Source organism: Ruegeria sp. AN11, assembly GCF_056536005.1.
The window spans coordinates 1,044,628-1,070,567 of record NZ_JBQFJD010000001.1 but is presented as its reverse complement, the minus strand read 5'-3'; the positions used below and the strand labels follow the sequence as shown (position 1 = coordinate 1,070,567).

Sequence of the window (25,940 nt, the reverse complement as noted above, 5' to 3'; positions counted from 1 at the left end):
AGCGCGGCGGGTTTATGCAATGCGCTCAGGCATTTATACGCGTCTATTCGGCAACACAGGCCTGCACGCGGGTTCTTTGCAAGACTTATGCGGGTTAGACTCGCGACATGCACGCGTTCATGATTCCCTCGTTTGATCGTCCGCTTCGTGCCCTGTGGTTGGCAATCCGGCGGTTCGTCGACAAGAATGGTTTTGTGATGAGCAGCCATGTCGCCATGTCCTTGATGATGGCCTTGTTTCCCTTTGTCCTTTTCACCGTCGCGTTGGCTGGTTCGTTGTCGCAGGGCTACGTCACTGACGATCTGATCGACCTGATTTTCGGAGCGTGGCCTGAAGATGTGGCCAAACCGATCGTTGCCGAACTGCGCGCGGTGCTGGACAACGCCGGCTCGGGCGTCATAACGCTGGGCGGTTTGCTCGCCATCTATTTTGCGTCAAACGGGGTGGCCGCTGTGCGCGCCGCTATGAACCAAGCCTATCATGACAGTGACAGCTGGCCGTTCTGGAAGACCCGGCTTTTGTGTATCGGCCTCGTCATCCTCGGCGGTGCCTCCGTTCTGATCATCGCAATGGTAGAAGTTGTGCTTCCCTTTTACACAAGGCTGGTGACGGAAAACACGGCCGTTGATGTATCAGGGTGGTTGTCCGTGGACAGGCTGGGCTGGATTTTCACAGTTGCCGTGCCTGCGGGCTTGGTGATCATCGCACATCTGGTGTTGCCCACACGTCGGCATCGGTTGACTCAGATTCTGCCGGGCGCATTTCTGACCCTTTCGTTATGGGCCGCAGGCGGATGGGCTTTCTCCATCTATATCGGCAAATTCGCGACTTACAGCGCGACCTATGCCGGTCTTGCTGGGGCTATGGCGGCCCTGATTTTCCTGTACCTGTGCGCCGCCATGTTGATCCTGGGGGCGGAATTCAACGGTGCATTGATGGATCTTGAAAACGAGTCCCAAGCGAAAGACTAACAAAAGAAGGGCGCGCTGCCGGCGACCTGTTTGCTCGCATATAGGAGGCATTTGGCGTGAAATGCCGCTTTGTTCGGCATGTCAGCGCCTGTATTGCGCCATGTTGATGGCAAATTCCGCTGGCAATCTCAGGGCAGGGTACAAATCCCGGCATTCTTCATGAGGTCAGCCATGCCAGAACAACCAGCGCCCGAACCAAAGCGCACACGCCGCGTCACAATCGATCAGCGGATTGCGGAACTACAGGCCAGACCGCCCGTTTACATCAATCACGGTGAAGCTCTGCTTATTCAGGGGATGGCCACCGCCTCCTTCCGCGAACAACGCCTAAGCGGAAACCGGATACTCCTGGACGATTGAGTTCAGCCCCTAAATCCAGTTGCGACAACGAATTTTTCCGAACTATCTGACCGCGATGCAGGTGGTTTGACATTAGCCACCTTCTCGAATTTCTGTTTCAACAGCTTTTGTAGATCGCCCTCAGCGCCGCCGGCTAGAACCTTGGCGACAAAGGTGCCGCCTTCCTCGAGAACGTCAAATGCGAAATAGGCTGCGGTCTCGCACAGCGCCATGATCCGCAAATGGTCGGTCTGTTTGTGCCCCGAGGATGCAGCGGCCATGTCTGACATTACCACGTCAGCCTTGCCGCCCAGCCAGTCTTTGACCTTCTGGTCAGCGTCGTCCTCCATGAAGTCCAGCACATGAGCTGTCGCACCGGCGACCGGTTCAACCTCCTGTAAATCGACACCCAGAACAGTACCGATCCGCTTGCCGCTTTTCTCGCCCAGCGCGTTGACCCGTTTGACCGCGACCTGCAGCCAGCCGCCAGGTGCGCAGCCCAGATCCACGACACGGGCACCCGGAACCAGAAAGCGGAATTTCTCGTCCAGCTCCAATATCTTGAATGCGGCACGCCCACGATAGCCTTCGGCCTGTGCGCGTTTCACATAAGGATCGTTCAACTGCCGCTCGAGCCAGCGGGTCGAGCTGAGCTTGCGCCCGCGTGCAGTCTTGACCTTGACCTTAAGGTCGCGCTGTCCGCGACCCGAGGTATTTTTGCCAGTTGGTGTCTTCGCCATCAGAACGGTCCGTCTTCCAATACGCCGTCCGCGCTCATCTGTGCATATAGCAGACCTTCGCGCAGCCCCCGGTCCGCCACGGAAAGACGGTCGGTGGGCCAGCATCGTAACAAAGCCTGCAAAATGGCCGAGCCGGACATGATCAGGGCCTGCCGGTCATCGCCGATGCGCGGATCCCGGCGCCGACCCTGAGGGCCGAGTTCTAGATACCCACGTATGACTTTGTCAATCTGATCGCTGGTCATGCGCAGACCGTCCACTTTCGTCCGGTCATACCGTTTAAGACCAAGATGCGAGGCCGCAACGGTTGTCACCGTGCCACTGGTGCCGACGATCTGGAAGCCTTCCCGCGCCTGTTCGTCCTTGTAGGGCGCGAAGTCGGCAAGGTTTTCCTCGAAAAACCAACTCATCAGGGCAAAGCGGGCCGAGTCGTCTTCGACATCGTGAAACTGATCGCGCAAAGTGGCAACGCCCAGCGGAACGCTGATCCAATCCACCACCTTGGCAGCGGGAAAGGGGCTTTCAGCCGCGTGAAAGCCGTTGTGAAGACGCATGATTGCAGCAGGGCGATCCCGGCGCGGCACGGATGAGATATCGATCCACACCAGCTCGGTCGAACCGCCACCGATGTCTACAACAAGCAGCTGCTCGGTCTTGGTCGATACCAACGGAGCGCAGGAGATGACTGCCAGACGGGCTTCTTCCTCGGGCTGTATGATTTCCAGCGTCAAGCCGGTTTCGCGTTTGACCTGGCGGATGAACTCGCGCGAGTTCTTGGCGCGCCGACAGGCCTCGGTCGCGATCAGGCGCATTCGCTTGACGCGGTTCCGTTTGAGCTTCTGTTGACAAATCCTGAGCGCCTGAACGGTACGCGCCATAGACGCCCGAGACAGACGTCCGGTGCGTTCAAGCCCCGCACCCAGTTGCACGGACTTGGAGAAACTGTCTACCACATGAAACCCGCTGCCCTTGGGCTGGGCTATCAGCATGCGGCAGCTATTCGTTCCCAGATCCAGTGCCGCATATAGTGCATCCGGATCGGGTTTTGCCGGCGCGGGGCTTTCGACCGCTTTCGGGAACGCGCCCGCACCTTTGGGACGCTTGGGCGCCATCTTCACGCCCTCCGATTTTCGAGTTAACCTGACCCTAGGCGGCACATCGCCGTCGTGCAAGTGATTTCAAAACTCAATTTAAGGTGAATGTCACGCATCGTTCACACTGAAGTGCAACCTGTCTTGTCAGAACCCTGTTCGGGGTTCTTTACAAGCTTACAGCCAGATACGGAGTCTGCCATGAAAGACGAGCGCACCCTTTCTTTTGACGAGTATGATGAACTCATAAACCCACGCCCAGAGGAATGTGATTTTGACCGCGTCGTCGAACGCGCCCTGTCGCGCCGTGGATTTATGGGAAGTGTTCTGGCGATGGGCAGCTTTGCTGCGGTTGGGGGCTCGATTCTGCCGACAGGCGCGCGTGCCGCTGCCAACCGTTTCTCGTTCGACGCGATCCCTGTATCCACAGCGGACGATGTCGTTGTGCCCGCCGGTTACAAGGCAGAGGTCATGGTGCGCTGGGGCGATCCGCTGTGGTCGGATGCGCCCGAGTTTGATCACGCCACGCGCGGCACTGGTGCAAGTCAGGAACGCGCCTTCGGCGACAACACCGACGGACAGGATGTATTCTTCCATGATGGACACGTGCTGTTGGTGGTGAACAATGAATACACCAATCGCGATATCATTTGGGGCAACAACCCTGACGCCAAGCCGGCATCTGACGATGACGTGGCCAAAGGCATGATGGCACATGGTGTCACCGTTGTTGAGATTGCCAACACCGACGGCAAGTGGGGCATTGTCAAGGACAGCCCGTATAACCGCCGCGTCACTCCGCAGACCGACATGACGATCACCGGGCCCGCCGCTGGTCATGACCTGATGAAAACCGAAGCCGATCCATCGGGCACAGCTTGCAAAGGGACATGGAACAATTGCGGCAACGGGATGACACCGTGGGGCACCTATCTGGCCTGTGAAGAGAACTTCAACGGCTATTTCTCGGCCGAAGATGAAAACCACGAAACCAGTGCCGAGCTTAAGCGTTACGGCGTGTCCGCCAAAGATTGGGGTTACGGCTGGGCAAGGATCGACGACCGGTTCGATGTCGCAAAGAACCCCAACGAACCAAACCGCGCAGGTTATGTCGTCGAAATCGATCCGAGAGATCCCAACTCGACCCCACGTAAGCTGACCGCCCTGGGCCGTTTCAAACACGAAAACGCTGACACCGTGGTCAACAACGATGGTCGCATCGTAGTTTACATGGGCGATGACGAACGTGGCGAGTTCTTGTATCGCTTTGTATCCGACGGCGTCTATGCGGCTGGAGTAGATACCAATGCGCTGCTTGAAAACGGGACGCTTTCGGTCGCTAAGTTCAACGATGATGGTACCGGCGAGTGGCTGGAGCTGACGCCCGAGACCACCGGGCTGGCTTCACAGGCCGAGGTCAGTATTCACACGCGCCTGGGCGCCTCGGCGGTGGGCGCAACTACGATGGACCGCCCGGAATGGGTCGCCTCGAACCCGAATGCGCCCGAGGTCTACTGCTGCCTGACCAACAACAAGAACCGAGGCGTCAAACCGAATGCTGGGGGCGACGACACATCCGCCAATGGCCCGAACCCGCGGGACAAAAACAACTATGGTCAGATCGTTCGCTGGCGTCCGGATGGCGGGGACCACACCGCCGCTGGATTTGGCTGGGATCTGTACGTTCTGGCGGGCAACCCCACGGTGCACAGTGACGCTTATGCCGGATCCGACAACGTAAACGCCGACAACATGTTCAACTCGCCCGATGGCCTCAAGTTTGACAGCAATGGCCTGCTTTGGATCCAGACTGACGGTAATTACGGCAACGACGGTGACTTTGCCGGCCAAGGCAACAACCAGATGCTGGCAGGGGACCCGGTGACAGGTGAGATCCGCCGCTTTCTGGTTGGCCCCAATGAATGCGAGGTCACCGGTCTGAGCTGGTCTCCGGATCGCCGAACCATGTTTGTCGGCATTCAGCACCCGGGTGAGGATGGAAACAGCCACTGGCCCGAAGGCGGTGACTCGGTGCCGCGTTCGGCGATCATCGCCATCACGCGCGAGGACGGTGGCCTGGTCGGTTAAGCCCCGCGTCTGAGTTGAATCATTCCCCGGACGGCAGGTTTGGTCCGGGGAATTTCTGTTTATGTGCCGTTTTCATCGAGAACTTGAGAATTTTGAGGTGCCCGCAGAGCACCGAAACGGGTTAGAACCCGCGGTATCCCGTTGTGGGCCGAAAAGGTCGCTTGAAAAGCGTTGTGTGTCGAAAACCGACCGACCCGAGCCCATATTGAAGTTTAGAACCGGTCCATCTGGTAAGGAGGAATCAAAGGCGATGCCTGACGTCACAATCGTTTTTTGGCGCGACATCCCCGCTCAGGTCATCGTTGGCAAAGGCCGGCGTGGCGCCAAGCGGCAGTTGGAGGAGCGGTTCGAGCAAGCCATTGACCGGGCTGCGATGAAGGTAAATGCCAAGGACAGTGATGCCTACCTGGCCGAATGGCGCAAGGCCGACCCGTTCGAGGTCGAGGGTGATCCGGCAGAAATCGCCGAAGCCGAGGCCGTGCGCCTTGAAACGGAATACGATCAGGACCGCATCAAGGCCCTGATCGCCAACGACGGTTGGGCATAGGCCCGGTTTTTACAAAGGGAGGCCTCAATGGCTTTGCTGAATTTCAAGAAACGTGATGTGGCCGAGAAGGCCCCGGTGAATCCGACCGTCGAAGCCTTTCTGCAAGGTTATTCGATCGAGGTGATGCCCCGCACCGCCGAGAAGGTCGAGGATTTCCGCGCGTTGCTGCCCGAAGGCACCCGCGTCTACATCGCCCATATCGAGGGCACACCGATCGAAGACATGGTCCAAACCGCCAAGCGCATTGCCGCCGAAGGCTATCCGGTCATGCCGCACTTCCCGGCGCGCATCATCAAGGATGCCGCGACGCTTGAGAACTGGATTTCGATGTACCAGGGCGAAGCAGGGGTCGATCAGGCGCTGATGCTGGCCGGTGGTGTTGCCAAGCCGCACGGCGATTTTGACAGCTCGATGCAGCTGCTGGAAACTGGCCTGTTCGACAAGGCAGGCTTCAAACGTCTGCACGTTGCCGGCCACCCCGAGGGAAACAAGGACATCGACCCGGACGGTTCGACCAAGAATGTCGACGACGCGCTGCGCTGGAAACAGAAGTTCAGTGAAACCACCGACGCGGAGATGGCGCTGGCAACCCAATTCGCCTTTGACGCCAAGCCGATCATCGCATGGGCCGACGGTCTGAAAGCGGCGGGCATTGATCTGCCGATCCACATTGGTATCGCTGGACCAGCCAAGTTGCAGACGCTGATCAAATTCGCGATTGCCTGTGGTGTCGGCCCGTCTCTGAAGGTTCTGCAGAAGCGTGCCATGGATGTCTCCAAGCTTCTGCTGCCCTATGAGCCGACCGATGTTGTGACCGAGCTGGCCAACCACAAGGCCGCCAACCCTGACTTCAACATCACCAACGTACATTTCTTCCCGCTTGGTGGTATCAAGACCAACGCCAACTGGGCAATCGACAACGGCGGCGCTTCGGCACAGCCTGTAAACTCCTAAGGAACGGACATGACCCGTACAGTCGTAGAATCAAAAACAAAAACCGCCGTTCTGGGCTTTGATGAACCGTTTTGTGTGATCGGTGAGCGGATCAACCCGACCGGCCGCAAGAAACTGGCCGCTGAACTGGAAGCGGGGGACTTCTCGACCGTTGAGAAGGACGCCATCGCTCAGGTTGCTGCAGGCGCGACCGTTCTGGATATCAATGCAGGCGTTGTCTACAACTCGAACCCCAACCCGAACGAGACCGAGCCGCCGCTGATGCGCAAGATCGTCGAACTGGTGCAGGGTCTGGTCGAAGTGCCGCTGTGCATCGACTCGTCGGTTCCCGGAGCCTTGGAAGCCGGTCTTGAGGCAGCTCAGGGCCGCCCGCTGCTGAACTCGGTCACTGGCGAAGAAGAGCGTCTGGAACTGGTTCTGCCGCTGGTCAAGAAATACAACGTTCCGGTTGTTGCGATCTCGAATGATGACACCGGCATCTCGGAAGACCCCGATGTCCGTTTCGAAGTGGCCAAGAAGATTGTTGAGCGCGCCGCCGATTTCGGCATCCCTGCGCATGACATCGTCGTCGACCCGCTGGTCATGCCCATCGGCGCGATGGCAACTGCTGGTCAGCAGGTGTTCGCTCTGGTCCGTCGCCTGCGCGAGGAACTGGGCGTGAACACCACTTGCGGTGCGTCGAATATCTCGTTCGGTCTGCCGAACCGCCACGGCATCAACAACGCGTTCCTGCCGATGGCGATGGGCGCTGGCATGACTTCGGCGATCATGAACCCGGTCGCGCTGCCGGTGACGCAGAAGAAGATCGCAGAGAAGAAAGAGCAGGTCACGGCGGCTGGAATCATCCTGCCTGAGGGCATGGATGATGAGGCCTTTGTTCAGATGTTCGGTCTGGGCTCGACCAAGCCACGCGCTGGTAAGGAAATGGAGGCCATTCGTGCTGCCAACCTGCTGACCAACAATGACGCGCATGGCGGAGAGTGGATCCGGTTCAACAAAGACCCGGAAGAAGCCGGTGCAGCCGGTGCTGCAGGTGGCCGTCGCGGTGGTGGCCGTCGTCGCCGCGCCTGAACCGTTTGCGACTTTTTTCAAAAGGCCGGGTTCTCCACCCGGCCTTTTCTTTTTGATATTGATCAATGCTGTTTTTCCATGCTGCCGCAGAATATCGTGATCGGAACGCTGCGATCAGGTGATTTCATGACCAAACATATTCCACCAAAACTGTCCGATGCGGACCTCAGCAAGAGACTGACCAAAAAGGAGTATTTCAAGCGGCTTGAGGGGCTTCAGGCGCAGCTTGCAAAGATACAGCAGGCTTTTTTGTTCCACGACCTGAAAGGCGTGATTGTGTTCGAAGGCTGGGACGCCGCAGGGAAGGGCGGAACCATTCGTCGGATCAGTCAGGCGCTGGACCCGCGCAGTTTCAAGGTCTGGCCGATCGGAGCGCCCCGAAACTACTATCTCAACCGGCACTACCTGCTTCGGTTTTGGGAACGTCTGCCACCTTCGGGCGCAATTTCCGCATTTGATCGAAGCTGGTATGGCAGGGTCCTGGTCGAACGGATCGAGGAGCTTACACCTGAAAAACGCTGGCGCGAAGCATATCAGGAGATCAACGATTTCGAACGCATGTTGGTGGATGACGGGACCCGGATTGTGAAGCTGTTCTTTCACATTTCAGAGGATGAGCAGATGCAACGTTTCACCCAACGGCTGACAAACCCGCTGAAACGCTGGAAACTGACCTACGAAGATTTCCGTAATCGTGAGAAATGGGAGATAACCGAGGTCGCCGTGAATGAAATGTTGGCCAAAACCTCGACGCTGAAAGCGCCGTGGCATGTGATCCCCGCGAACAACAAGAAATACGCAAGAATCAATGCTATGAACGTCATTGTTAAGGCGTTTGCAGAAGATGTTGATCTGAACCCGCAACACCTTGACCGGCAAACACTGGACGCGGCGGGCAAGGCATTAGACGTAGATCAATCGCTGATTGAAAGCCTGCGTGCCCGCACCGAGTAACGATCCTGCTTGATCCCGATCCGGCGACGATGCTATGCCAGCCAAAGAGGCGGGTATGGTGAAAAGGTATCACACGAGCTTCCCAAGCTCTTGTTACGGGTTCGATTCCCGTTACCCGCTCCAAGAAAATACTATAAGCGTCTATAAAATTTTAATAAAGTGCGCCTTCACTGCGCAAATTTTGAGTTTTGATAAACGCAGATTATGCAGCGTTATCTTCGATCAGATTCTCTGGTTCTTCAATTTGACCGTGTCTGCGCCGCTGACCTGTGGTCTTCAATCAGCTACCTCTTTTGGCCCGATTGATCGAGTGCCGCAATAAACCTGGTCGTCAAATAGGCACAGTGACACCAATCTTTGGCGCTTTGAACCAGCCTGACGATCCTGTTTTGGAGGTAGTCTCGGAAGCCCTTTGAATTTCTGCACCAGATGTTCAGATCAGGAACATCGGCATGTTTTCAACACTGCCTAACTCAATCTGGCAACGTCGTGACCGTCGATAACAATAGCAAAGTTCCAGAATTTCCCGACCTCTGCCTCAGCTGACCGTGCCGCTGTTTCCTCGTCAGGGATGCGTTCAATTCGAAAACCAAACTGTTCGAGCCCGCAATAATCAACTCGGCTCAGAATAATCGGAACCACATTTCTTTCGATTGCTGCGGCGGCGAGTAATCTTGCAACAGTATATGGAGACTTCGAAGGCTCAACGATCCTGACGCCAATATATGTGTGGTCCTCAACTTCGCGTTCCCAAAGTGCGGTTGACGGAAGTAAGTCCATATCGGGGAACAGAACTTTTCCAAATTGCCGCGTAGCTCGATCTCGGAGGATAACGTCATCCAAATTAGCCGGTTGTTCCGGCGTGAAGGTGTTGACTATCTTGTACCAGTTGTTTTCAGCCATTTTTTCAGCTCGTCGCTATGATTTCAGCAGCTGCGGACACACCGGATTCAGGCAGCTCTATTTGTTGCAGTGTTGTACGAAAGTCTTCCGCGCCCCCGTCATCCAGACAAACCTGTACCGTTCGTTCCAGCTTCATGAATTCCGCTTCCGTAATGGTTGCGCAAAGATTGCGGTCAGATAGTGCTCTTGCGCGTCGTTCCTGGTCGTCCAAATAAGGCGCAGACTGTGGGATAAGTATTGCGGGAATCTTGTGGTAGAGGATCTCGTGGACCGAATTGTACCCGGCGGCAGATATTACCAAGTCGGCGGATAGACATAGCTTTGTAGCCTCTAAAGTATGAACCACCTTTGAATTTTTCCAACCAAACGCGGCTGCCTGAACCGCGCTACCGGGCCAGGTTACGACCAGGTGAAGGCAGTCTGCGCGGCACTCAAGCATTCCTGAGATTGCTTGCAGTTGAGCGGACCTGTCAGAGGCAACTCCTCCGCCTAACATGCTGACAATCAGCAGCTTAAAGTCGTGACCAAACCGCTCGGCCAGGCGCGCACGTAAGTTTTCGGAGTCCTCGGGCGACTGCACTACCTGCCGAAAAATTGGCCCTATGTTGTGAACATGTTCACCGTAACTGTAAGCGTCGTTAAGCTCCTCAAAAGCCTCTGACGGCACGATGACCCGGTCGAATATGCCCTCACGACGAAGCATGATATGTCGGGACCGACCCTTGGGCCAAAGGCCACGGCGGATCCAGACTGCGGATAATCTGTGTTCCCGGATTACGCGATTGACGGAATCGAACACATAGCCACCGTCAAAAACGAACCGGTCGCCTTCTTGTAATGCGGCGTTCAAACGCCGGTAAGTCAGGATGTCATTCGCGTTGGAACCGTCGTTTACGTCTGATCGGGCGACCAGCGGTATACAGTCGATCCCCTCGCGTCGAACCATAGGAACACAACTTGGGAAGGCCGCGAACACCGGGGACATGTGTTTTGGCAAAGCCTTGGCGATCACAGTGCACCGCTGCGCATGTCCTAACCCAACTCCGTTAGTGGGTAAGAACAAGGTTCTCGGCGACGTCCGCTTGGGTGGTCGCGGTTTGGCGCTAAGCCCTGCGGCGGTCTCGAGCCGGGATATGTCTACTGTCCGCAGCCACGGAGACTTTCGTGTTTGGTCAGCGATGTGTGGTGTATTCCCGATAATTTTCCCTATCAGGTATCCGTCCAAAGCAAAAAGCGTCTTGGGTCCAAGTAACGCCGGCGCTCCGGACGATGTCAAAACCTCGTCTTCGGTGCAGTCGATCACGACGCCACCGGCTGCAATCACTTCAAGCGCAAGCTCGGCCATCCGATCGCCTGCGATGCCATTCCCAAACATCGCGAGGATATCCGTTGAATTTGCGAGGGTTAGAGGCGAAAGATCAGTATAAAGAACTCTGGGGAGATCGTTGAATTTTGACGCCTTTAGGAACTCATTCTGCGCACCGCTCACAACCAGCTTAAAGCCATAGCTGCCCTGATTGCTCATCCGGGACAGACAGGACAACGTTTCAGAGTCGTCCAACTCCAAGGAACCCAACACGACGGTTACATTCGCCAATTCACCAATTGGCCGGGTGATCGGTCGGGTTTCAGTTACCAGGGGGCTGACAGCTGAAGGTGAAATAGAACGCGGCTGAAGGTCCGATAGATCAATGACCGTTGCTTCGCGCCCCAGTGCAAACGCGAGACGGGCTTTTGCACTAATGTAGCTTTGCTGAGTACTGAACCGGCCAGTTGCGATTACCGGAACATCCGTCCCAAGTTGCTTTTGTCGCAATGAGGCAAGCAGCCGGTCATCTACTTCTTCCGCGCCGAGGATAAACACGGCTTCCGCTTCGAGTTCCTCCGTATCAGCGAGAAGTGTTGCAGCCTCGTAGTGTCTTCCGCGCCCTGCATCCTCAGGAAAATAGGATGCATCGATGCAAACATCGAAACCACGCTTTCTGAGTTTCAGAGCAAATATCAACTGTGCGTCAAAAGACCGAACTGAAAGTGTACCCGCCTCAACAAAAATCATGTCAGCGCCTCTCTGTCCGCGGTCAGAATGGCGCCCAATCGCTCTTTGAATTTTTGGCCCGAGTAGCGCTCAAGCAGCGGCTGTGCCTCGGCAACTTTCTCATGATACCGGTTGGGGGACGAAATCAGGTCAGAAATGATCCGGTCCACATCCCCGGGGCTACAGGGGATTACGGCATTTCCGAATGTCTTTGCGGTTTCCGGATCCGTCAAGACGACCTTGCCGGCTGCGATAGCCTCCGCAATTACGCGCCCGAAACTCTCTCTCCAAGTCGGCGCTGTAAAGTAGACAAAAAAATCTATCATCTCAAAAAAATCTTCCAGACTGATCGCGTCAAATGGAAACAAAGTCCAATGCGGACGAACGATGTTCGTGTCCATCAACGCGTTGGCACCAAGAATGACATTGGACTTCGCGTGTTTGGGAAAACACAAATCAAGATCGGCGACAGATGGAAACTTTTCGAAGCCAGGCCGCGAGTGTCGACCGCGTCGGTCCTTTGGCTTTTCACATGGTTCGTCCTTGTCACTGAAAAAGATGTTGAACCAGTCATCTTCCAGGACATTCCAATGGCGGGCCCTGCGAAATTTGGACAACCAGCCTGTAACAGTCTCACGGTTATACGACGAAATTGGCGCTAGCGTTTTCCTAAGTGCGAGGGTCGACAAGTCTATCTGATCCAGGCAGTTTGAAACGTCGAAGCTTTCTTCGCCGCCCGGACGCAAGAAGTTTTCGTGGGTTACAACGACTATTTCCTGCGCATAAATCTCTGCGCTCAAAGAGTTTTGAAACTTCAGGAAAGACGGATTGTGCAAGATAACAAAATCAGCGCATATCCGGGGGGCGTCCCAAACCATTGGAATACGAAGCTCGTCCAACACTCGCTGCAGCACGGGCGCGACATGCTGACTGCTGCCAAACATCTTGGAGGTCCTCGCATGCACCACCAGATCAGCGAACTCGGTGGCCACGCGCAGTTCGGCAGCGACTGCCATGGAAGTGCCACCTAAAAAGCGGGGCTCAATAACATACGCGATCTTCACTTTATTAGGATATCGAATGCTTTGAAATTGCGTCATGATTTCAGTGCTGGGAAGAAGTGGCAAGCGCAGCGCTGCCAACCTGTGAAACCTCTGCACTGTTTGTGGTATTGCCAGCAAAACCGTAATCCACCTGGCCCCGTGAAACGGTGTCAAAAAAACTGCGCAACTCAAGTGATAATTCGTCATCACCCAATAACAAGTCCGGGTTCTTTTGAAGATAATCCCACAAAGCCTGGATGTTATTCTCGGACAAAAACTGATCTATCGTCAGCAATTGCTCCAATGTAATTTCGGCACGCACATGCTGAGACGGTAGTAAGAACAATAGGGCAGTTACTATCGCAACAAGTTTAGAGTTAGGCATCTTAAACCCCGATCTCCGATTGTTAACCTACATCGTTTTTGCCTCTTACACCAGAAACTGGCCGGTATTCATTGGTTTGTCGCCGTTTTTAGTTTGCTTAAAACCTGCCTTTTCAGCTGATCGACTTGATCCGAAGCAGAAGCGCTGCGACGAACCTTTTTCACTTTGGATTTCGTAGCACTATTGCCGGCCAACCATAATTCCACGACGCCGTTTTGCGTCTTGGACTTAGAGCCCGTGAAATCGCGCAACAAAGCACCGGCATCTTCTGCAAGCGCCGTTGCCTGAGCGGCATCTTCCTTGTGATAGAACCTGACGTTGGATTGTTTAACGCCAAAGCCAACGCGCGCTGTTCCACTTAACTCATGACCTGCCGCTACGAGGTTATTGACCACTGAGTTCACTGTCCGTGCGCCAAGGCTGTTTGGTATGAACAGCTTAAATTCTGCGCCGCTGCTGCTGGCAATCACTTCCGCTGATTCAGTGTCCTCGCGAGGCTTTGCTGCGCCATCTGTCGTCTCAGACGAAGTTAAAGGTGGTTCCAAATTTTCTTGCAATCTGACCACTGATTTTGGCGACACTTCTTCTGTTCTTGGTATGGGGGCTTTTGAAAGCTCTCTTAGATCAATTCCTGTTCGATCATTTGAATCAGGCGCGTCCGGCGGACTTACCTTGCCTGGAATGACGAGATTCAATTTCGGTAGATTATCAAGGCTGTTCAGGGCAAATTCCGTTTCGCTTGGCGCAGACCGAAACGCTACAGCTTGTTTCAGCGTTGAAGGTTGGTCTTCGGCATAGACCAATGAGACCAGCTCGACTGAAATCTCGGGAGCGCTTGAGCCTGGATCAGTCGCATTTGCGATAACAGCTTTCAAACTGTCGAAGATCGCAGGAACATCAGGCAAAACGATTGACGCTCTGAAATGCAAAGACGCTTGCGCTAATTGATCGTGTGACCAAGCTGAATTCAGGACGGAGCCTTGTGGATTCTGTGTGGCGGGAGTCCCGATTGGCCGCTTTGGCGTCTCAAGGGTCAGCAGATCCGGACGAAGCGAAGGAGCGACCGGCGGTAGCATTGGTTCGAACAGCTTGGGATCAGGCGACATCTCCTTCATGGGGAGTAAAGCAGACGCGACTATGCTTGAGTTCTCTGTCGTTGCCAAAATATTTCCGATGGAAGTCGAATTCGGCGACGCATCCGGTTGTGTCAACGACCAAACCGTCAGACGTGGCGGGAATTCTGGCCCCTTTATTTGCGAACTGGTTGATTGCGTAGAACTCTTTTCCGGCAGTGTACTGGTCCTGGAAGTGTCCACATCCAATTTACTGGAAGCGAATGGTTTTTCTCCATTATTTGATTCCCACCGGGCCAATACAAACATTGTCGAAAATGAAAATACGACACCAATTCCACACCCAATGGCTATTGAAGTTAATCGGCCTCTGTCCGGAGGTTGTTGTTTGGGCCAGCGGAAACTAAGCTTTCTGCGAATGTTTTCAGCGGCATCTTCGACCGGCTGGCCTGCACTTGAGGGCGAGCGAACACGACTCTCATGTTCGACACTCGTTTCGTCGTCTTTGGCGGGAACATCCCCAACCGGAAACAAACGTTCAAAGCCACTGTTTCTTTCTGAATTTGCGCCATTCAAAGACGCAATACTGGGCGCAAGCTGTTGATGTCTTTTTTGACCGGATGCCGCTGAGCCTGTTTTCTTTTGCAGGACTTCAGGAGGCGCGGCAGTTGCTCTTCCAGCACCATAGCCGACTTGCTCACCACCACCGACGTCCGACTCACTTGGCGCATGCTTTTCGGCTTCAGCCGAGGGACGCGCAAGCACCGCCTGCCTTCGCCTACGCGCTTCTTCCAGCCTGTCCCACAAGTGCTGTGGTCCGGAGTCATTCACCCTTTTGGTTGAGTGATCCTTTCCCGATTGATCAGGTTTGCGGCCCGAATTTTCATTGCGGTTCCCATCAAGTTCCGCAAGTTTTTTCTTCCGCTGTTTCCGCGCGTTTTCAATCTTCTGCTGCCATTCTTCTGACTGCAGAAAATCATGAATTTGTGACGCGTCATCACCGCCATCACCAGCAACTTCAGGTAGCGTACTCGTGTCGCTAACCTTAGACATAAGCAACCCCCAAAACGGTCATTGCGCTATGCTCTACATTATTGAAACAAGAGCAAAAAAAAGACGTTTGGCACAGTCTCTAATTATCTAACAATACACGAGAAGAGGTTATTAAAAATGCTGGTCCAAGACAAGTAAGCAGCCGGGATGCGTCGCAAACTGCTTTGACGGACGGTTCGGAGCTCGGAGGACAGTTGAAAAATGCCAGCCTTATCCTGCTTGCCTGTCTGCGACCATTGGGAACCGTGAACACGGGGCCATCGGTTTTGTTCGCCGCGGCACAATACGCGTCCGGTAGGTCGCCATGTTCACTGCGCCGGATCGTTCTCGGGGCTGAGTGGACACCGCGTCAGTGTCCTAGATGTCGTAACTTGGCAGATATATGTCTGAGCGTTCACAGTAGAAATGTTCCGGTTATTGTGAAACGACAGGCCCGCTGGTATCGCCCGTTTGCGTGGTCAGTCAGGGCACTAAGTTCACAAGCAATATGCTACGCGTTGCCCCGGTTTCGATCCTCGAGCCTTCAAGTGGTCCGGCGGGCCTGGAACAGGTTGATGGCAGCAGGGATGCGGATGCCATCATCTGTGGCGTACGTCGCGAAAGCTTCGGCGACTGCGGTCCGGATCGCCTCGATATCTTCGTCTGAGGCGCCAAAATGAGAAATGACCCGCGAGGCTGGGCCGACGCGCATACACAGTGCCGCAGTTTCCTCGAGTGTGTCCGGCCCGTGAAGGAACAGGGATACGGTTTCACCGCGAACGTCGCACAGTCCGGCGCGCGACATCATATCTGTCACATGTTCGATATCGTGGAAGGCCAAGGGGCCGGGCGCATAGCGATCTACTTTTGGGGGTTGGCCAAGCTGATTTGTGGCCGCGATATGGGGCAGCTTGAACCAGGGGTTGTCCGACAATGGTCCCCATGCTGCAAACGTCATCTGCCCGCCGGGTTTCAGCGCACTTGCCATATTCGCGAAGGCGGCGACCGGGTCCTCGAAGAACATCACGCCAAAACGGGAAATCACGGCGTCCTGCGTCTCTTCGGAAAAACCAAAAGTCTGGGCGTCCGCGCATTCTACTTCAACCTGCGTCAGCCCCAAATCCAAGGAACGTTCGCGCGTGCGATGTGCAAAGGGTTGTGAGAAATCGGCAGCCAGAACGCGGCCATTCCGACCGACTTCTTGCGCTGAAGCGATTGTGCTGGCTCCGGTTCCGCAACCGATGTCCAACACCCGCATTCCCGGCTTCAGCTCTGCTCGTTCCAGCACAAGACCAAGTACTGGCGCAAGAAGATGGTCAAGCTGGTCCTCGTGGATCAACCATTTGGCCCCAAGAACCGATTTTCCCCAATACTCAGCTTGCTCCTCATTTGCTGTAGTCATGACGGCCCCCTGTCAATGGCCGGATTATGACCTCCGGCGGCGGCGCCGGCCAGATTTTTCGTCATCTCCGCCACCTGTGTTGAACGATGGCGATGGCAGGGTGACAACTTGCGCCAGCTCCGGGAACGGATCTGATTTGTGTGGGATCGCGTTGGCGGCGACGAAGTGATCCTGGAATTTCGGCTCGATAGCGGTTTCGATCTTGGTGATTTCGCGCACAACACGTTCGATTTCGGACCGGGATGAGATGTTGCACAATGCAATGCGCGCGCCGGTCCCAGCGGCGTTACCTGCGCTGGAAACCTTTTCCAGCGGCGCATCCGGGATCATTCCCAGTACCATCGCGTGTTTGGTCGAGATATGCGCGCCAAAGGCACCGGCCAGCACCACGCGGTCGACCTTGTCGACTTTCAATTCGTCCATCAAAAGGCGTGCACCGGCATAGAGCGCCGATTTCGCCAGTTGGATTGCCCGGATATCGCCCTGGGTTACAGTAATGCGCGGGCCGCCATCGGCACTGGCGTCGTGGATCAGGTACGAATGCGTCCGCCCCTCGGGGATGCAACGCGGCGTGCCGGTCTGTTCGGCCGATCCGATCAGGCCGCCTTCGTCCAACAGTCCTGCAATGCGCATCTCGGCTACGGCCTCGATGATGCCGGAGCCGCAAATGCCGGTGATTCCGGTTGTGGCAACATCCAGATCGAAACCGTCTTCGTCGGACCATTTTTCCGATCCAATGATCCGAAAGCGCGGCTCCTTGGTGGCGGGATCGATTTCAATGCGTTCGATGGCGCCGGGGGCAGCGCGCTGGCCGGAAGTGATCTGGGCACCTTCGAAAGCAGGACCTGTCGGCGACGAACAGGCCAGAACGCGGCTGGTGTTGCCCAACAGGATTTCCGCATTGGTGCCGACATCCACGATCAGGACCAGATCTTCCGACTTGCCGGGTTCTTCGGACAAGGCAACCGCAGCGCAATCCGCGCCTACATGGCCTGCGATGCAAGGCAGGATATAGACCTGCGCGCGCGGGTTCATGTTGGTCAGATCCATCTGGCGGGCGGGCAGGGACATGCTTTCGGATGTGGCCAGTGCGAACGGCGCCTGTCCCAGTTCGACCGGATCAAGGCCAAGCAGCAGGTGGTGCATGACCGGGTTGCAGACAAACACGGTTTCCACGATCAAGGCCGCGTCGATCCCGGCCTCGTCCGCGATCGAGGTAGTCAGGTCATTGATCGCCTCACGCACGGCTTTCGTCATCTCCCGATCGCCGCCGGGGTTCATCATTGAATAGGAAACGCGGCTCATCAGGTCTTCGCCAAAGCGTATCTGAGGGTTCATCAGGCCCGAGGACGCCTTGACCTCGCCCGTTTCCAGATCGGTCAGGTGCGCAGCGATCGTGGTCGAACCCAAGTCGATGGCAAGGCCGTAAAGGCCGCTTTCGTGCAGACCCGGCCAGATTTCGACGATACGCGCGACGCTATCGTTGTGGCCCTTGTGGACGGCGACCGTGACTTCCCACTTTCCCTTGCGCAGCACAGGCTGAAGCTTGGACATCAGCGACAGGTCTGCCGTCACGGCGTCGATCTTCCACTGTTCACGCAGGGACCGTTCCAACCGCTCCAGATCGCCGGTAGGAGAGTGCATGTCCGGTTCCTCGACCACCACGAAATACAGGCGCGTCGCGGGGTCCATTATGATGGCGCGGGCGGCGGCTGCCTTGCGAACAACCTGACGGTGGACCTGGCTTTCGGGTGGGACATCAATCACCACATCGCCCTGGACCGATGCCTGGCACCCCAGACGGCGACCGGGTTTCAGGCCACGCTTGTCGTCATAGCGTTGCTCGACCGCGTTCCATTCGCTTAGCGCGCCGTCGGACACGGTGACGCCGTGCTTGGGAAACTCACCATAGCTGGGTGTGATCTGGCATTTGGAACAGATGCCACGCCCGCCGCAGACCGAATCGAGGTCCACACCCAACTGGCGGGCCGCTGTCAGGATCGGAGTGCCGACGGGGAAATGCCCGCGTTTGCCCGATGGGGTAAAGACGACAAGTGGGTCGGTGGTCATAGAAGGCCTGCCTTTTGTGTTCGCGCGTATGCCGGGCAAGATATGAGTTTGCGCGCAAAGGGAAAGGGCATTCAGCGGCACGTTTTGCGCAGCTTGCGTCGTTTTTTACCAGAGCGCCCGCCAACCGGGGCAAACTATTGGCACGCGGGGCTTTCCCTTGGGCTGAATCCGTGCAATAGGGTCGCCGTCAAACGGGGTTTTGCATGGGGTTAGCAAATGCAGATTCGTGAGGCACTCACCTTTGACGATGTTCTTCTGGTTCCGGGGGCATCCAGTGTCCTTCCTGCGACGGCGGATACAACCACGCGTGTGACGCGCAACATCAGCATGAACATCCCATTGCTCAGTTCGGCCATGGACACCGTGACCGAGGCGCGTATGGCCATTGCAATGGCACAGGCGGGCGGAATTGGCGTCATTCACAAGAACCTGTCAGTCGAGGAACAGTCCCGCGAGGTTCGGCGTGTCAAACGGTTTGAATCCGGCATCGTGTACAACCCCGTAACCCTGCGGGCGGATCAGACGCTTGCGGACGCCAAGGCGTTGGTCCAGCGCTACAATTTCACCGGATTTCCGGTAGTCGATGGCGATGGCCGCGTTGTTGGTATCGTGACCAACCGCGACATGCGGTTTGCCACGTCCGAGGACACTCCGATTCACATGATGATGACATCGGACAATCTGGCCATGCTGAAAGAGCCTGCGGACCTGGAAGAGGCCAAGAGCCTTATGCGTGCGCGCCGGATCGAGAAGCTTCTGGTTGTTGATGGCAGTGGCAAGCTGACGGGCCTTCTGACACTGAAAGACACCGAGCAGGCCGTTCTGAACCCCACGGCGTGCAAGGATCATCTAGGCCGCCTGCGGGTTGCAGCCGCTACTTCGGTCGGAGATGCGGGTTTCCAGCGTTCCGGAGAGCTGATTGACTCGGGCGCGGACATCATCGTCGTAGATACGGCGCATGGGCATTCACAGGGCGTTCTTGATGCCGTAAAGCGCGTCAAGGCCCTGTCAAACGAAGTCCAGATTATCGCTGGAAATGTCGCGACAGGTGAGGCAACCAAGGCACTGATCGACGCGGGGGCCGATGCCATCAAGGTTGGGATCGGTCCGGGGTCGATCTGCACGACACGGATGGTCGCAGGGGTCGGCGTGCCGCAGTTGACGGCCATCATGGATTGTGCCGCCGCCGCTGGCGAGGTTCCGGTGATCGCAGATGGCGGTATCAAGTTTTCCGGCGATTTCGCAAAGGCGATTGCAGCCGGCGCATCCTGCGCCATGGTCGGTTCGATGATTGCAGGTACCGACGAAAGCCCCGGCGAGGTGATCCTTTATCAGGGACGCTCTTTCAAATCCTATCGGGGGATGGGCAGCCTTGGTGCAATGGCACGTGGTTCAGCCGACCGCTATTTCCAGAAGGATGCCGCCAATGACAAGCTGGTGCCTGAAGGGATTGAGGGGCAGGTGCCCTACAAAGGGTCGGCCAGCGCTGTTGTGCATCAGCTTGTGGGCGGGCTGCGTGCCGCAATGGGCTATACCGGATGTGCTTCGGTTGAAGAAATGCGCCGCAACTGCACCTTTGTAAAAATTACTGGCGCGGGGCTGAAGGAAAGCCACGTTCATGACGTCCAGATCACGCGTGAAAGCCCGAATTATCGCGTTATGTAATTGCGATGGTTCAACAAGTGGCGCCCTTTACCGGGCGCCGTTTTGGTTTTTGCGATGATCTGTTCCGACCATTCGTTTGACGACGGAGTTGCCTTATGACCCCTGCCGCCCGCATTCAGGCCGCCATCGAAATACTGGATGAGATTCTGGATGGCGCACCGGTCGAAAAAGCATTGACCGGATGGGCCCGGCGCAGCAGGTTTGCAGGCTCGAAAGATCGGGCAGGGGTGCGGGATCACGTGTTTGACGGCCTGCGCTGCAAGCGCTCGTTTTCGGCACTGGGCGGATCTGAAACCGGTCGGGGTCTGATGATCGGGTCGGCGCGTGCCAAGGGCGAGGATATCGCCGGGTTGTTTTCCGGTGCACGCCATGCACCTCCCCCTGTTGCCGAACACGAGACAAGCCGGGGTTTTTCCTCGAAAGCTGAGGAATTTGACATCCCGGAATGGCTTTGGCCAAGGTTCAGCGCGTCTTTGGGTGAGGATGCAATTCCTGCCGCCCACGCCCTGCAGTCCCGGGCCCCCGTTCAATTGCGTGTTAATCTGGTCAAGTCCGATGTGACTGAGGCTGTTCGAGTGCTTGAGTCCGACGACATCCTGACCAGACCGCACCCGGCCTGCGACTCAGCGCTTGAGGTGATCGAGGGTGCCCGCAGAATCTCGCAAAGCCGGGCATTTGCGTCCGGGATGGTCGAATTGCAGGATGCCGCGAGTCAGGCAGTCGCCGCATCAATCGACCTTGAACCCGGGATGCGCGTACTGGACTATTGCGCGGGCGGCGGCGGAAAAGCGCTGGCATTGGCGGCCCGGCCCGGAGTTCAGGTTTATGTCCATGATATCAACGAAGCCCGGATGCAGGATATTCCAACACGGGCAGAACGGGCAGGGGTCAAAGTCGAGCGACTGTCCGCTGACGACATCCTGCGGCAAGCCCCATTTGACGTCGTCTTGGCGGACGCGCCATGTTCCGGCAGCGGATCTTGGCGCAGGGCACCGGCTGGAAAATGGGCGTTGACCGAAGCAAAGTTGCAGGATCTTTGCGTCATTCAAGCACAAATACTCGAGCAGATTTCACAACTGACCCATTCAGGCGGGCTGCTGGCTTATGCGACGTGTTCTATGCTTGTCGACGAAAACGAGGCAATTGTGAACGCGTTTCAGACAATGCACCCGGATTGGCGCCTAGCGTTTCAGAAGTCATGGCAGGTGACACACAGAACGGATGGGTTTTTTACGGCACACTTGACGCGACAAGAAACGGACCATTAACAACCTTAACGAGAGAGTCCTGCATTGATGTTATGTTAAGCGGGAATTAACCGTATTGGGTCCGTCATACTCGGTATCCAACATTCCGAGTCGTTTATGTCTGACACCACTGAGTTTTTTCCTGATCCTTCCGTTCGTCACACACCTTACGTATCGCGCCTTTTGGCGCTGGCCTTGGTTGCGCTAGGATTGTGCTTTGCACCGTTTCTGAATGCGGTTCCGTCTGAATGGTCGATTGGGTTGATTGTTGTTGGCGGATCTTTGGCAGCTGCTGGAAGTATTGTCGTGTTTCGCGGGCAGTTGGCGGACAGGTGCGCAAGAAACGCAAAATCCGTTATGGCTGCGTTTGTTGAAAAGGACTTGTCCCCATGTCTGATCGCGGACAGTCAGGGTAATATTCAGATCATCAACCAGGCAGCCGTCAGGCGGTTTGGTGCAACGCAGGGGCAGCGTCTCGACCATTGTCTACGATCTGTCTTTGCCAACCCCGCAGCACTCTTGTTGCGGCTGCAATCGAAGGTCGCCCAAAATGGCCGTGCGCACGAGGATGCCGTGACGCTGGGTTCGACCATCCCTGTCAGCGTTTTTGGCTTTGGCAATGGGTTGTACTGTTGGCGGTTCGGATTGGACGAAAGCTCGCGTTGGGAAGGTTTGGATATTCCGGTTCTGACGGAAGGTAGAAACGGATCCGTTCTGCAAGCCAATAGCGCTGCGCAGGCACTGTTGGGGGGACAACCCGAAACGTTGGATCAGGCCATTGCCGGTGACGTTCCCGAGCCGGGCAGCATTCTGCAGATCAAGACAGGTGAGGGCGCTGTCCCTGGAACGTTTGTTCAGGTTTCGCGATCGGGTATGGTGCGCGATCTTGCCCTTTTGCCGCTGAAAATCGCGCCCAAAAGCCGGACCCGGATGACATTCTCGGATTTGCCGGTGCCGGTTCTTTGTCTCTCTCCTGACGGATGCATTCTTGAAGCCAACATATTGGCCAACAAACTGATCGGAGATATTGAGCCCGGTGTGACCAATGTCGTCGCAATCATGCAGGGGCTGGGGCAGCCGGTTCCCGATTGGCTGTCACGCACGGTCGCCGGTGAGGATGGCCCGCGTTCCGAGTTCCGGAAACTGACGCGGAAGGACAAGGATATCTTTATCCAGGTTACACTTAGCCGTGTCCTGCATGAAGGGCAGGTTTGCCTGATTGCGGTTCTGAACGACGCGACCGAACTGAAGACGCTTGAAGCCCAGTTTGTGCAGGGACAAAAGATGCAGGCGGTCGGACAACTGGCCGGTGGCGTTGCGCATGACTTCAACAACCTTCTGACGGCGATCTCGGGTCACTGTGACTTGCTGTTACTGAGGCACGATCAGAATGATCCGAACTACGGTGATCTTGTTCAGATCAACCAGAACGCCAATCGCGCCGCGGCGCTTGTCAGCCAGTTGTTGGCATTTTCCCGCAAACAAACGCTCAGACCCGAAGCGTTGGATCTGCGCGACACGATTTCCGATCTCATCCATCTTCTGAACCGTCTTGTCGGGGAAAAAATCCGATTGACGCTCAGTCATGATCCGGTGCTGAAGCCAGTTCGGGCAGACAAGCGGCAGCTTGAGCAGGTGTTTATGAACCTGGTGGTCAATGCGCGGGACGCGATGCCAGAAGGCGGTGAAATCCGGATTGAAACTGAAGTGATCGAGATGAGCCAACCGCTTAGGCGGGACCGGGCGACCGTTCCGCCGGGTGAGTATGTGACGGTCAAGGTGATCGACAGCGGTGTCGGAATTGCAGCGGACAAGCTGCAAAAGGTTTTTGAGCCGTTTTACACAACCAAAAGAACTGGCGAAGGCACCGGGTTGGGCCTGTCGACTGTTTACGGAATCGTAAAACAGACCGGCGGCTTCATCTTTGTCGACAGTGCCCAGGGCTTCGGAACCGAGTTCACTGTATTTCTGCCGGTTTCGGTGGCCCCGGCTGAGCCAGTGCCAGCGCAGCAGGATAGTCGGATTCCGCAAAATGCAAAACAGGGTGACGGAGTCGTCTTGCTGGTCGAGGACGAAGCGCCCGTTCGCGCTTTTGCCACGCGCGCATTGAGGTTGAAGGGGTACAAGGTGCTCGAGGCGGATTCCGGAGAAGAGGCTTTGCGCCTGCTCGAAGATTCCACTCTGAAAGTCGACGCATTCGTAACCGATGTCGTCATGCCGGGATTGGACGGTCCGACGTGGGTGCGCAAAGCGATGGAAACCCGGCCCGATGTCAGCGTGATCTTCATGTCAGGTTATACCGAAGGCGCGTTCAGCGGTTCAGGTCCCGAAATCGCCAGATCGACCTTCCTGCCCAAGCCGTTTTCGTTGAATCAGTTGACTGAAGCGGTCTTCCAGCAACTGAATTGAACGACTTAGAGCGCGGAGTCATGCAGGGCGAACTCGGCGCCATGTATGTTGCGGAACATCTGTTCGGTTTCTTCTGACAGGGCCAGGTCGCCAGGAGGAGACACATTCTCCCACTGCAGATCAATTTTGACGCTCAGACGGTCCTGAAGAAAGTCCAGAATTTTGTCCTGATGCTCGTATTTGAAAACGTGACGTGCGCCGAAACCATTGCTGCGGGTGCGAAAGAACTGGCTTTGACTGCCGACATCCGCAAACTCAGGTCGCGGAACTTGCATGTAGGCTTGCACGAACTCATCAAAAGTCAGGCCACGTGTTGAGTGCGGATGACCAACGCGATCCTGGCGGCTGCGAAACCTGTACCAACTGCCCAGCCAATCTACGGGATCGCGTACAACGGCCATGATTTCCATCTCGGTATCGAACACTTTGCGGAAAATGTGCTGAAAAAAGCGATCGTAGCGGCGAACGGGCGCATGTTTGAGTTCAGGCGGGCCAGTGACGACGATATCCGCATGATCCCGAAGGGCGGTGTGATAGGCGGTGCTGCCGGTTTTGGGGACAGACAAAAAAGCCAGTCGTTCTTTATAAAAAACAAGCATTTACCTGCGTCCTTCTTACGTTCGGCTTTGACGCAGATTGGCGTAAACGGATATTTAACACAATTCCGGAACAGTGAGTTACATAAGTTTTTGTTGAAATGTTCCACTTTTGGTCCCATAAGGAACAAGAGGCGAACAAAGCAGCGATTGCCGCCCGTTCAAGGGTGTGACAAAAGGGAAAGCGACAGGACAATGGCGGATCTTCTGACGATGAGCGACAAGAAAAACGCAGACAAGCAAAAGGCGCTGGACAGCGCCCTGGCCCAGATCGAACGCCAGTTCGGCAAAGGGTCGATCATGAAGCTGGGCGAAGACGCCAGGCAGGACATCGAAGCAAGCTCAACCGGATCGCTGGGACTGGACATCGCGTTGGGTATTGGCGGTCTTCCGATGGGCCGGATCGTGGAAATCTACGGCCCAGAAAGCTCGGGCAAGACCACGCTGACCCTTCACTGCATTGCCGAACAGCAAAAGCGCGGTGGTGTCTGTGCGTTTGTGGATGCCGAACACGCGCTGGATCCGCAATATGCCCGTAAGCTGGGCGTCGACCTTGATGAACTACTGATCTCGCAGCCTGACACCGGCGAGCAGGCGCTTGAGATCACCGATACGCTGGTACGATCAGGGGCCGTGAACATGGTTGTCGTCGATTCGGTTGCGGCACTGACGCCGAAGTCGGAACTCGAAGGCGACATGGGCGACAGCAGTGTCGGCGTGCAGGCCCGCCTGATGAGCCAGGCAATGCGCAAACTGACCGGCTCGATCAGTCGTTCGAAGTGCATGGTGATCTTCATCAACCAGATCCGGATGAAGATCGGCGTCATGTTTGGCAGCCCGGAAACCACCACTGGTGGTAACGCGCTGAAATTCTACAGCTCGGTCCGTCTGGATATTCGCCGTATTGGCGCGATCAAGGATCGGGATGAAGTGGTTGGCAACCAGACCCGCGTCAAGGTCGTGAAGAACAAGGTGGCGCCGCCCTTCAAGCAGGTTGAATTCGACATCATGTATGGCGAAGGCATCAGCAAGATGGGTGAATTGCTGGACCTCGGCGTCAAAGCCGGTGTGGTCGAAAAGTCGGGTTCGTGGTTCAGCTATGGCGACGAACGGATCGGGCAGGGCCGAGAAAACGCCAAGCAGTTCCTGCGTGACAACGCCCGTGTGGCCCTGGATATCGAGGATAAGATACGGGCGGCTCACGGCTTGGATTTCGAAATGCCCCCCAATGCGGACGAGGATGATATTCTCGAAGCGTAATCGTCGCGCCGGAGCGAACGACAGAAATCCCACGGTTCCTTTCAGAAGGATGTAGAAAGCACGGA

21 protein-coding genes and 1 tRNA gene are annotated in these 25,940 nt (G+C 56.1%); 12 read left to right on the top strand and 10 right to left on the bottom strand.

What is annotated here, in order from left to right; genetic code table 11:
• Nucleotides 1–107 precede the first annotated feature (107 nt).
• Both ACR3EQ_RS05265 and ACR3EQ_RS05260 read left to right on the top strand, forming a co-directional pair.
• Nucleotides 108–971, top strand: coding sequence for a YihY/virulence factor BrkB family protein (locus ACR3EQ_RS05265; RefSeq protein WP_170614968.1), 864 nt, complete (start codon nt 108–110; stop codon nt 969–971).
• Between the two features lie 171 nt (nt 972–1,142).
• Entirely contained in the window at nt 1,143–1,331 is a 189-nt protein-coding gene (locus ACR3EQ_RS05260) for a hypothetical protein (protein WP_170614969.1), read from the top strand.
• A gap of 2 nt (nt 1,332–1,333) precedes the next feature.
• Here the strand turns inward: ACR3EQ_RS05260 and ACR3EQ_RS05255 are convergent, their stop codons facing one another.
• Nucleotides 1,334–2,050: an RlmE family RNA methyltransferase gene (locus ACR3EQ_RS05255; protein WP_170614970.1), complete on the bottom strand. Its 717-nt coding sequence runs from the start codon at nt 2,048–2,050 to the stop codon at nt 1,334–1,336.
• Complete coding sequence (locus ACR3EQ_RS05250) at nt 2,050–3,162, bottom strand: Ppx/GppA phosphatase family protein (protein WP_170614971.1); 1,113 nt, start codon at nt 3,160–3,162, stop codon at nt 2,050–2,052. Before ACR3EQ_RS05250 ends, ACR3EQ_RS05255 begins: the two co-directional genes overlap by 1 nt.
• Nucleotides 3,163–3,342: 180 nt before the next feature.
• Here ACR3EQ_RS05250 and ACR3EQ_RS05245 point away from each other — a divergent pair, with 180 nt between their 5' ends.
• From ACR3EQ_RS05245 to ACR3EQ_RS05220, 6 genes are all read left to right on the top strand, one after another.
• Complete coding sequence (locus ACR3EQ_RS05245) at nt 3,343–5,229, top strand: PhoX family protein (RefSeq protein ID WP_480490011.1); 1,887 nt, start codon at nt 3,343–3,345, stop codon at nt 5,227–5,229.
• A gap of 250 nt (nt 5,230–5,479) precedes the next feature.
• Nucleotides 5,480–5,776 carry a virulence factor gene (locus ACR3EQ_RS05240; RefSeq protein ID WP_170614973.1) on the top strand — a complete coding sequence of 99 codons (297 nt, stop codon included), beginning with the start codon at nt 5,480–5,482 and terminating at the stop codon, nt 5,774–5,776.
• Between the two features lie 27 nt (nt 5,777–5,803).
• Nucleotides 5,804–6,730 carry a methylenetetrahydrofolate reductase gene (locus tag ACR3EQ_RS05235; protein WP_170614974.1) on the top strand — a complete coding sequence of 309 codons (927 nt, stop codon included), beginning with the start codon at nt 5,804–5,806 and terminating at the stop codon, nt 6,728–6,730.
• A gap of 9 nt (nt 6,731–6,739) precedes the next feature.
• Nucleotides 6,740–7,801 (top strand): methyltetrahydrofolate cobalamin methyltransferase, encoded by a 1,062-nt coding sequence (locus ACR3EQ_RS05230; RefSeq protein ID WP_170614975.1) that lies wholly within the window; start codon nt 6,740–6,742, stop codon nt 7,799–7,801.
• 126 nt (nt 7,802–7,927) lie between these two features.
• Nucleotides 7,928–8,755, top strand: coding sequence for a polyphosphate kinase 2 family protein (locus ACR3EQ_RS05225; RefSeq protein ID WP_480490009.1), 828 nt, complete (start codon nt 7,928–7,930; stop codon nt 8,753–8,755).
• A 49-nt stretch (nt 8,756–8,804) separates the two neighbouring features.
• Nucleotides 8,805–8,878 (top strand) — tRNA-Gly (locus tag ACR3EQ_RS05220).
• Between the two features lie 345 nt (nt 8,879–9,223).
• Here the strand turns inward: ACR3EQ_RS05220 and ACR3EQ_RS05215 are convergent.
• From ACR3EQ_RS05215 to ACR3EQ_RS05185, 7 genes are all read right to left on the bottom strand, one after another.
• A complete protein-coding gene (locus tag ACR3EQ_RS05215) occupies nt 9,224–9,658 on the bottom strand; it encodes a hypothetical protein (protein ID WP_170614977.1) in 435 nt (144 codons plus the stop codon).
• Between the two features lie 4 nt (nt 9,659–9,662).
• Nucleotides 9,663–11,714, bottom strand: coding sequence for a glycosyltransferase (locus tag ACR3EQ_RS05210; RefSeq protein ID WP_480490007.1), 2,052 nt, complete (start codon nt 11,712–11,714; stop codon nt 9,663–9,665).
• Nucleotides 11,711–12,835, bottom strand: a complete 1,125-nt coding sequence (locus tag ACR3EQ_RS05205; protein ID WP_480490005.1) for a hypothetical protein — start codon at nt 12,833–12,835, stop codon at nt 11,711–11,713. Before ACR3EQ_RS05205 ends, ACR3EQ_RS05210 begins: the two co-directional genes overlap by 4 nt.
• The gene (locus ACR3EQ_RS05200) at nt 12,798–13,121 is read right to left on the bottom strand and encodes a hypothetical protein (RefSeq protein WP_480490003.1); all 324 of its coding nucleotides are present in this window, start codon (nt 13,119–13,121) and stop codon (nt 12,798–12,800) included. The genes ACR3EQ_RS05205 and ACR3EQ_RS05200 overlap by 38 nt, the downstream gene beginning before the upstream one ends.
• A 68-nt stretch (nt 13,122–13,189) precedes the next feature.
• Nucleotides 13,190–15,247 carry a hypothetical protein gene (locus ACR3EQ_RS05195; RefSeq protein ID WP_480490001.1) on the bottom strand — a complete coding sequence of 686 codons (2,058 nt, stop codon included), beginning with the start codon at nt 15,245–15,247 and terminating at the stop codon, nt 13,190–13,192.
• Nucleotides 15,248–15,770: 523 nt separating this feature from the next.
• Nucleotides 15,771–16,628, bottom strand: a complete 858-nt coding sequence (locus ACR3EQ_RS05190) for a class I SAM-dependent methyltransferase (protein WP_170614982.1) — start codon at nt 16,626–16,628, stop codon at nt 15,771–15,773.
• A gap of 24 nt (nt 16,629–16,652) precedes the next feature.
• Nucleotides 16,653–18,698: an ASKHA domain-containing protein gene (locus ACR3EQ_RS05185; RefSeq protein ID WP_480489999.1), complete on the bottom strand. Its 2,046-nt coding sequence runs from the start codon at nt 18,696–18,698 to the stop codon at nt 16,653–16,655.
• 216 nt (nt 18,699–18,914) lie between these two features.
• On the opposite strand from ACR3EQ_RS05185, the gene guaB reads away from it, so the two are divergent.
• The 3 genes from guaB (at nt 18,915) to ACR3EQ_RS05170 (ending at nt 24,019) form a co-directional block, all read left to right on the top strand.
• Nucleotides 18,915–20,363: an IMP dehydrogenase gene (guaB, locus tag ACR3EQ_RS05180; RefSeq protein ID WP_480489997.1), complete on the top strand. Its 1,449-nt coding sequence runs from the start codon at nt 18,915–18,917 to the stop codon at nt 20,361–20,363.
• A gap of 95 nt (nt 20,364–20,458) precedes the next feature.
• Nucleotides 20,459–21,631, top strand: a complete 1,173-nt coding sequence (locus ACR3EQ_RS05175; protein WP_480489995.1) for an RsmB/NOP family class I SAM-dependent RNA methyltransferase — start codon at nt 20,459–20,461, stop codon at nt 21,629–21,631.
• Between the two features lie 96 nt (nt 21,632–21,727).
• A complete protein-coding gene (locus tag ACR3EQ_RS05170) occupies nt 21,728–24,019 on the top strand; it encodes an ATP-binding protein (protein WP_480489994.1) in 2,292 nt (763 codons plus the stop codon).
• A gap of 5 nt (nt 24,020–24,024) precedes the next feature.
• Here the strand turns inward: ACR3EQ_RS05170 and ACR3EQ_RS05165 are convergent, their stop codons facing one another.
• Complete coding sequence (locus ACR3EQ_RS05165; protein ID WP_480489992.1) at nt 24,025–24,618, bottom strand: sulfotransferase family 2 domain-containing protein; 594 nt, start codon at nt 24,616–24,618, stop codon at nt 24,025–24,027.
• A 192-nt stretch (nt 24,619–24,810) separates the two neighbouring features.
• Here ACR3EQ_RS05165 and recA point away from each other — a divergent pair, with 192 nt between their 5' ends.
• Nucleotides 24,811–25,875, top strand: coding sequence for a recombinase RecA (recA, locus tag ACR3EQ_RS05160; protein WP_170614988.1), 1,065 nt, complete (start codon nt 24,811–24,813; stop codon nt 25,873–25,875).
• Nucleotides 25,876–25,940 lie beyond the last annotated feature (65 nt).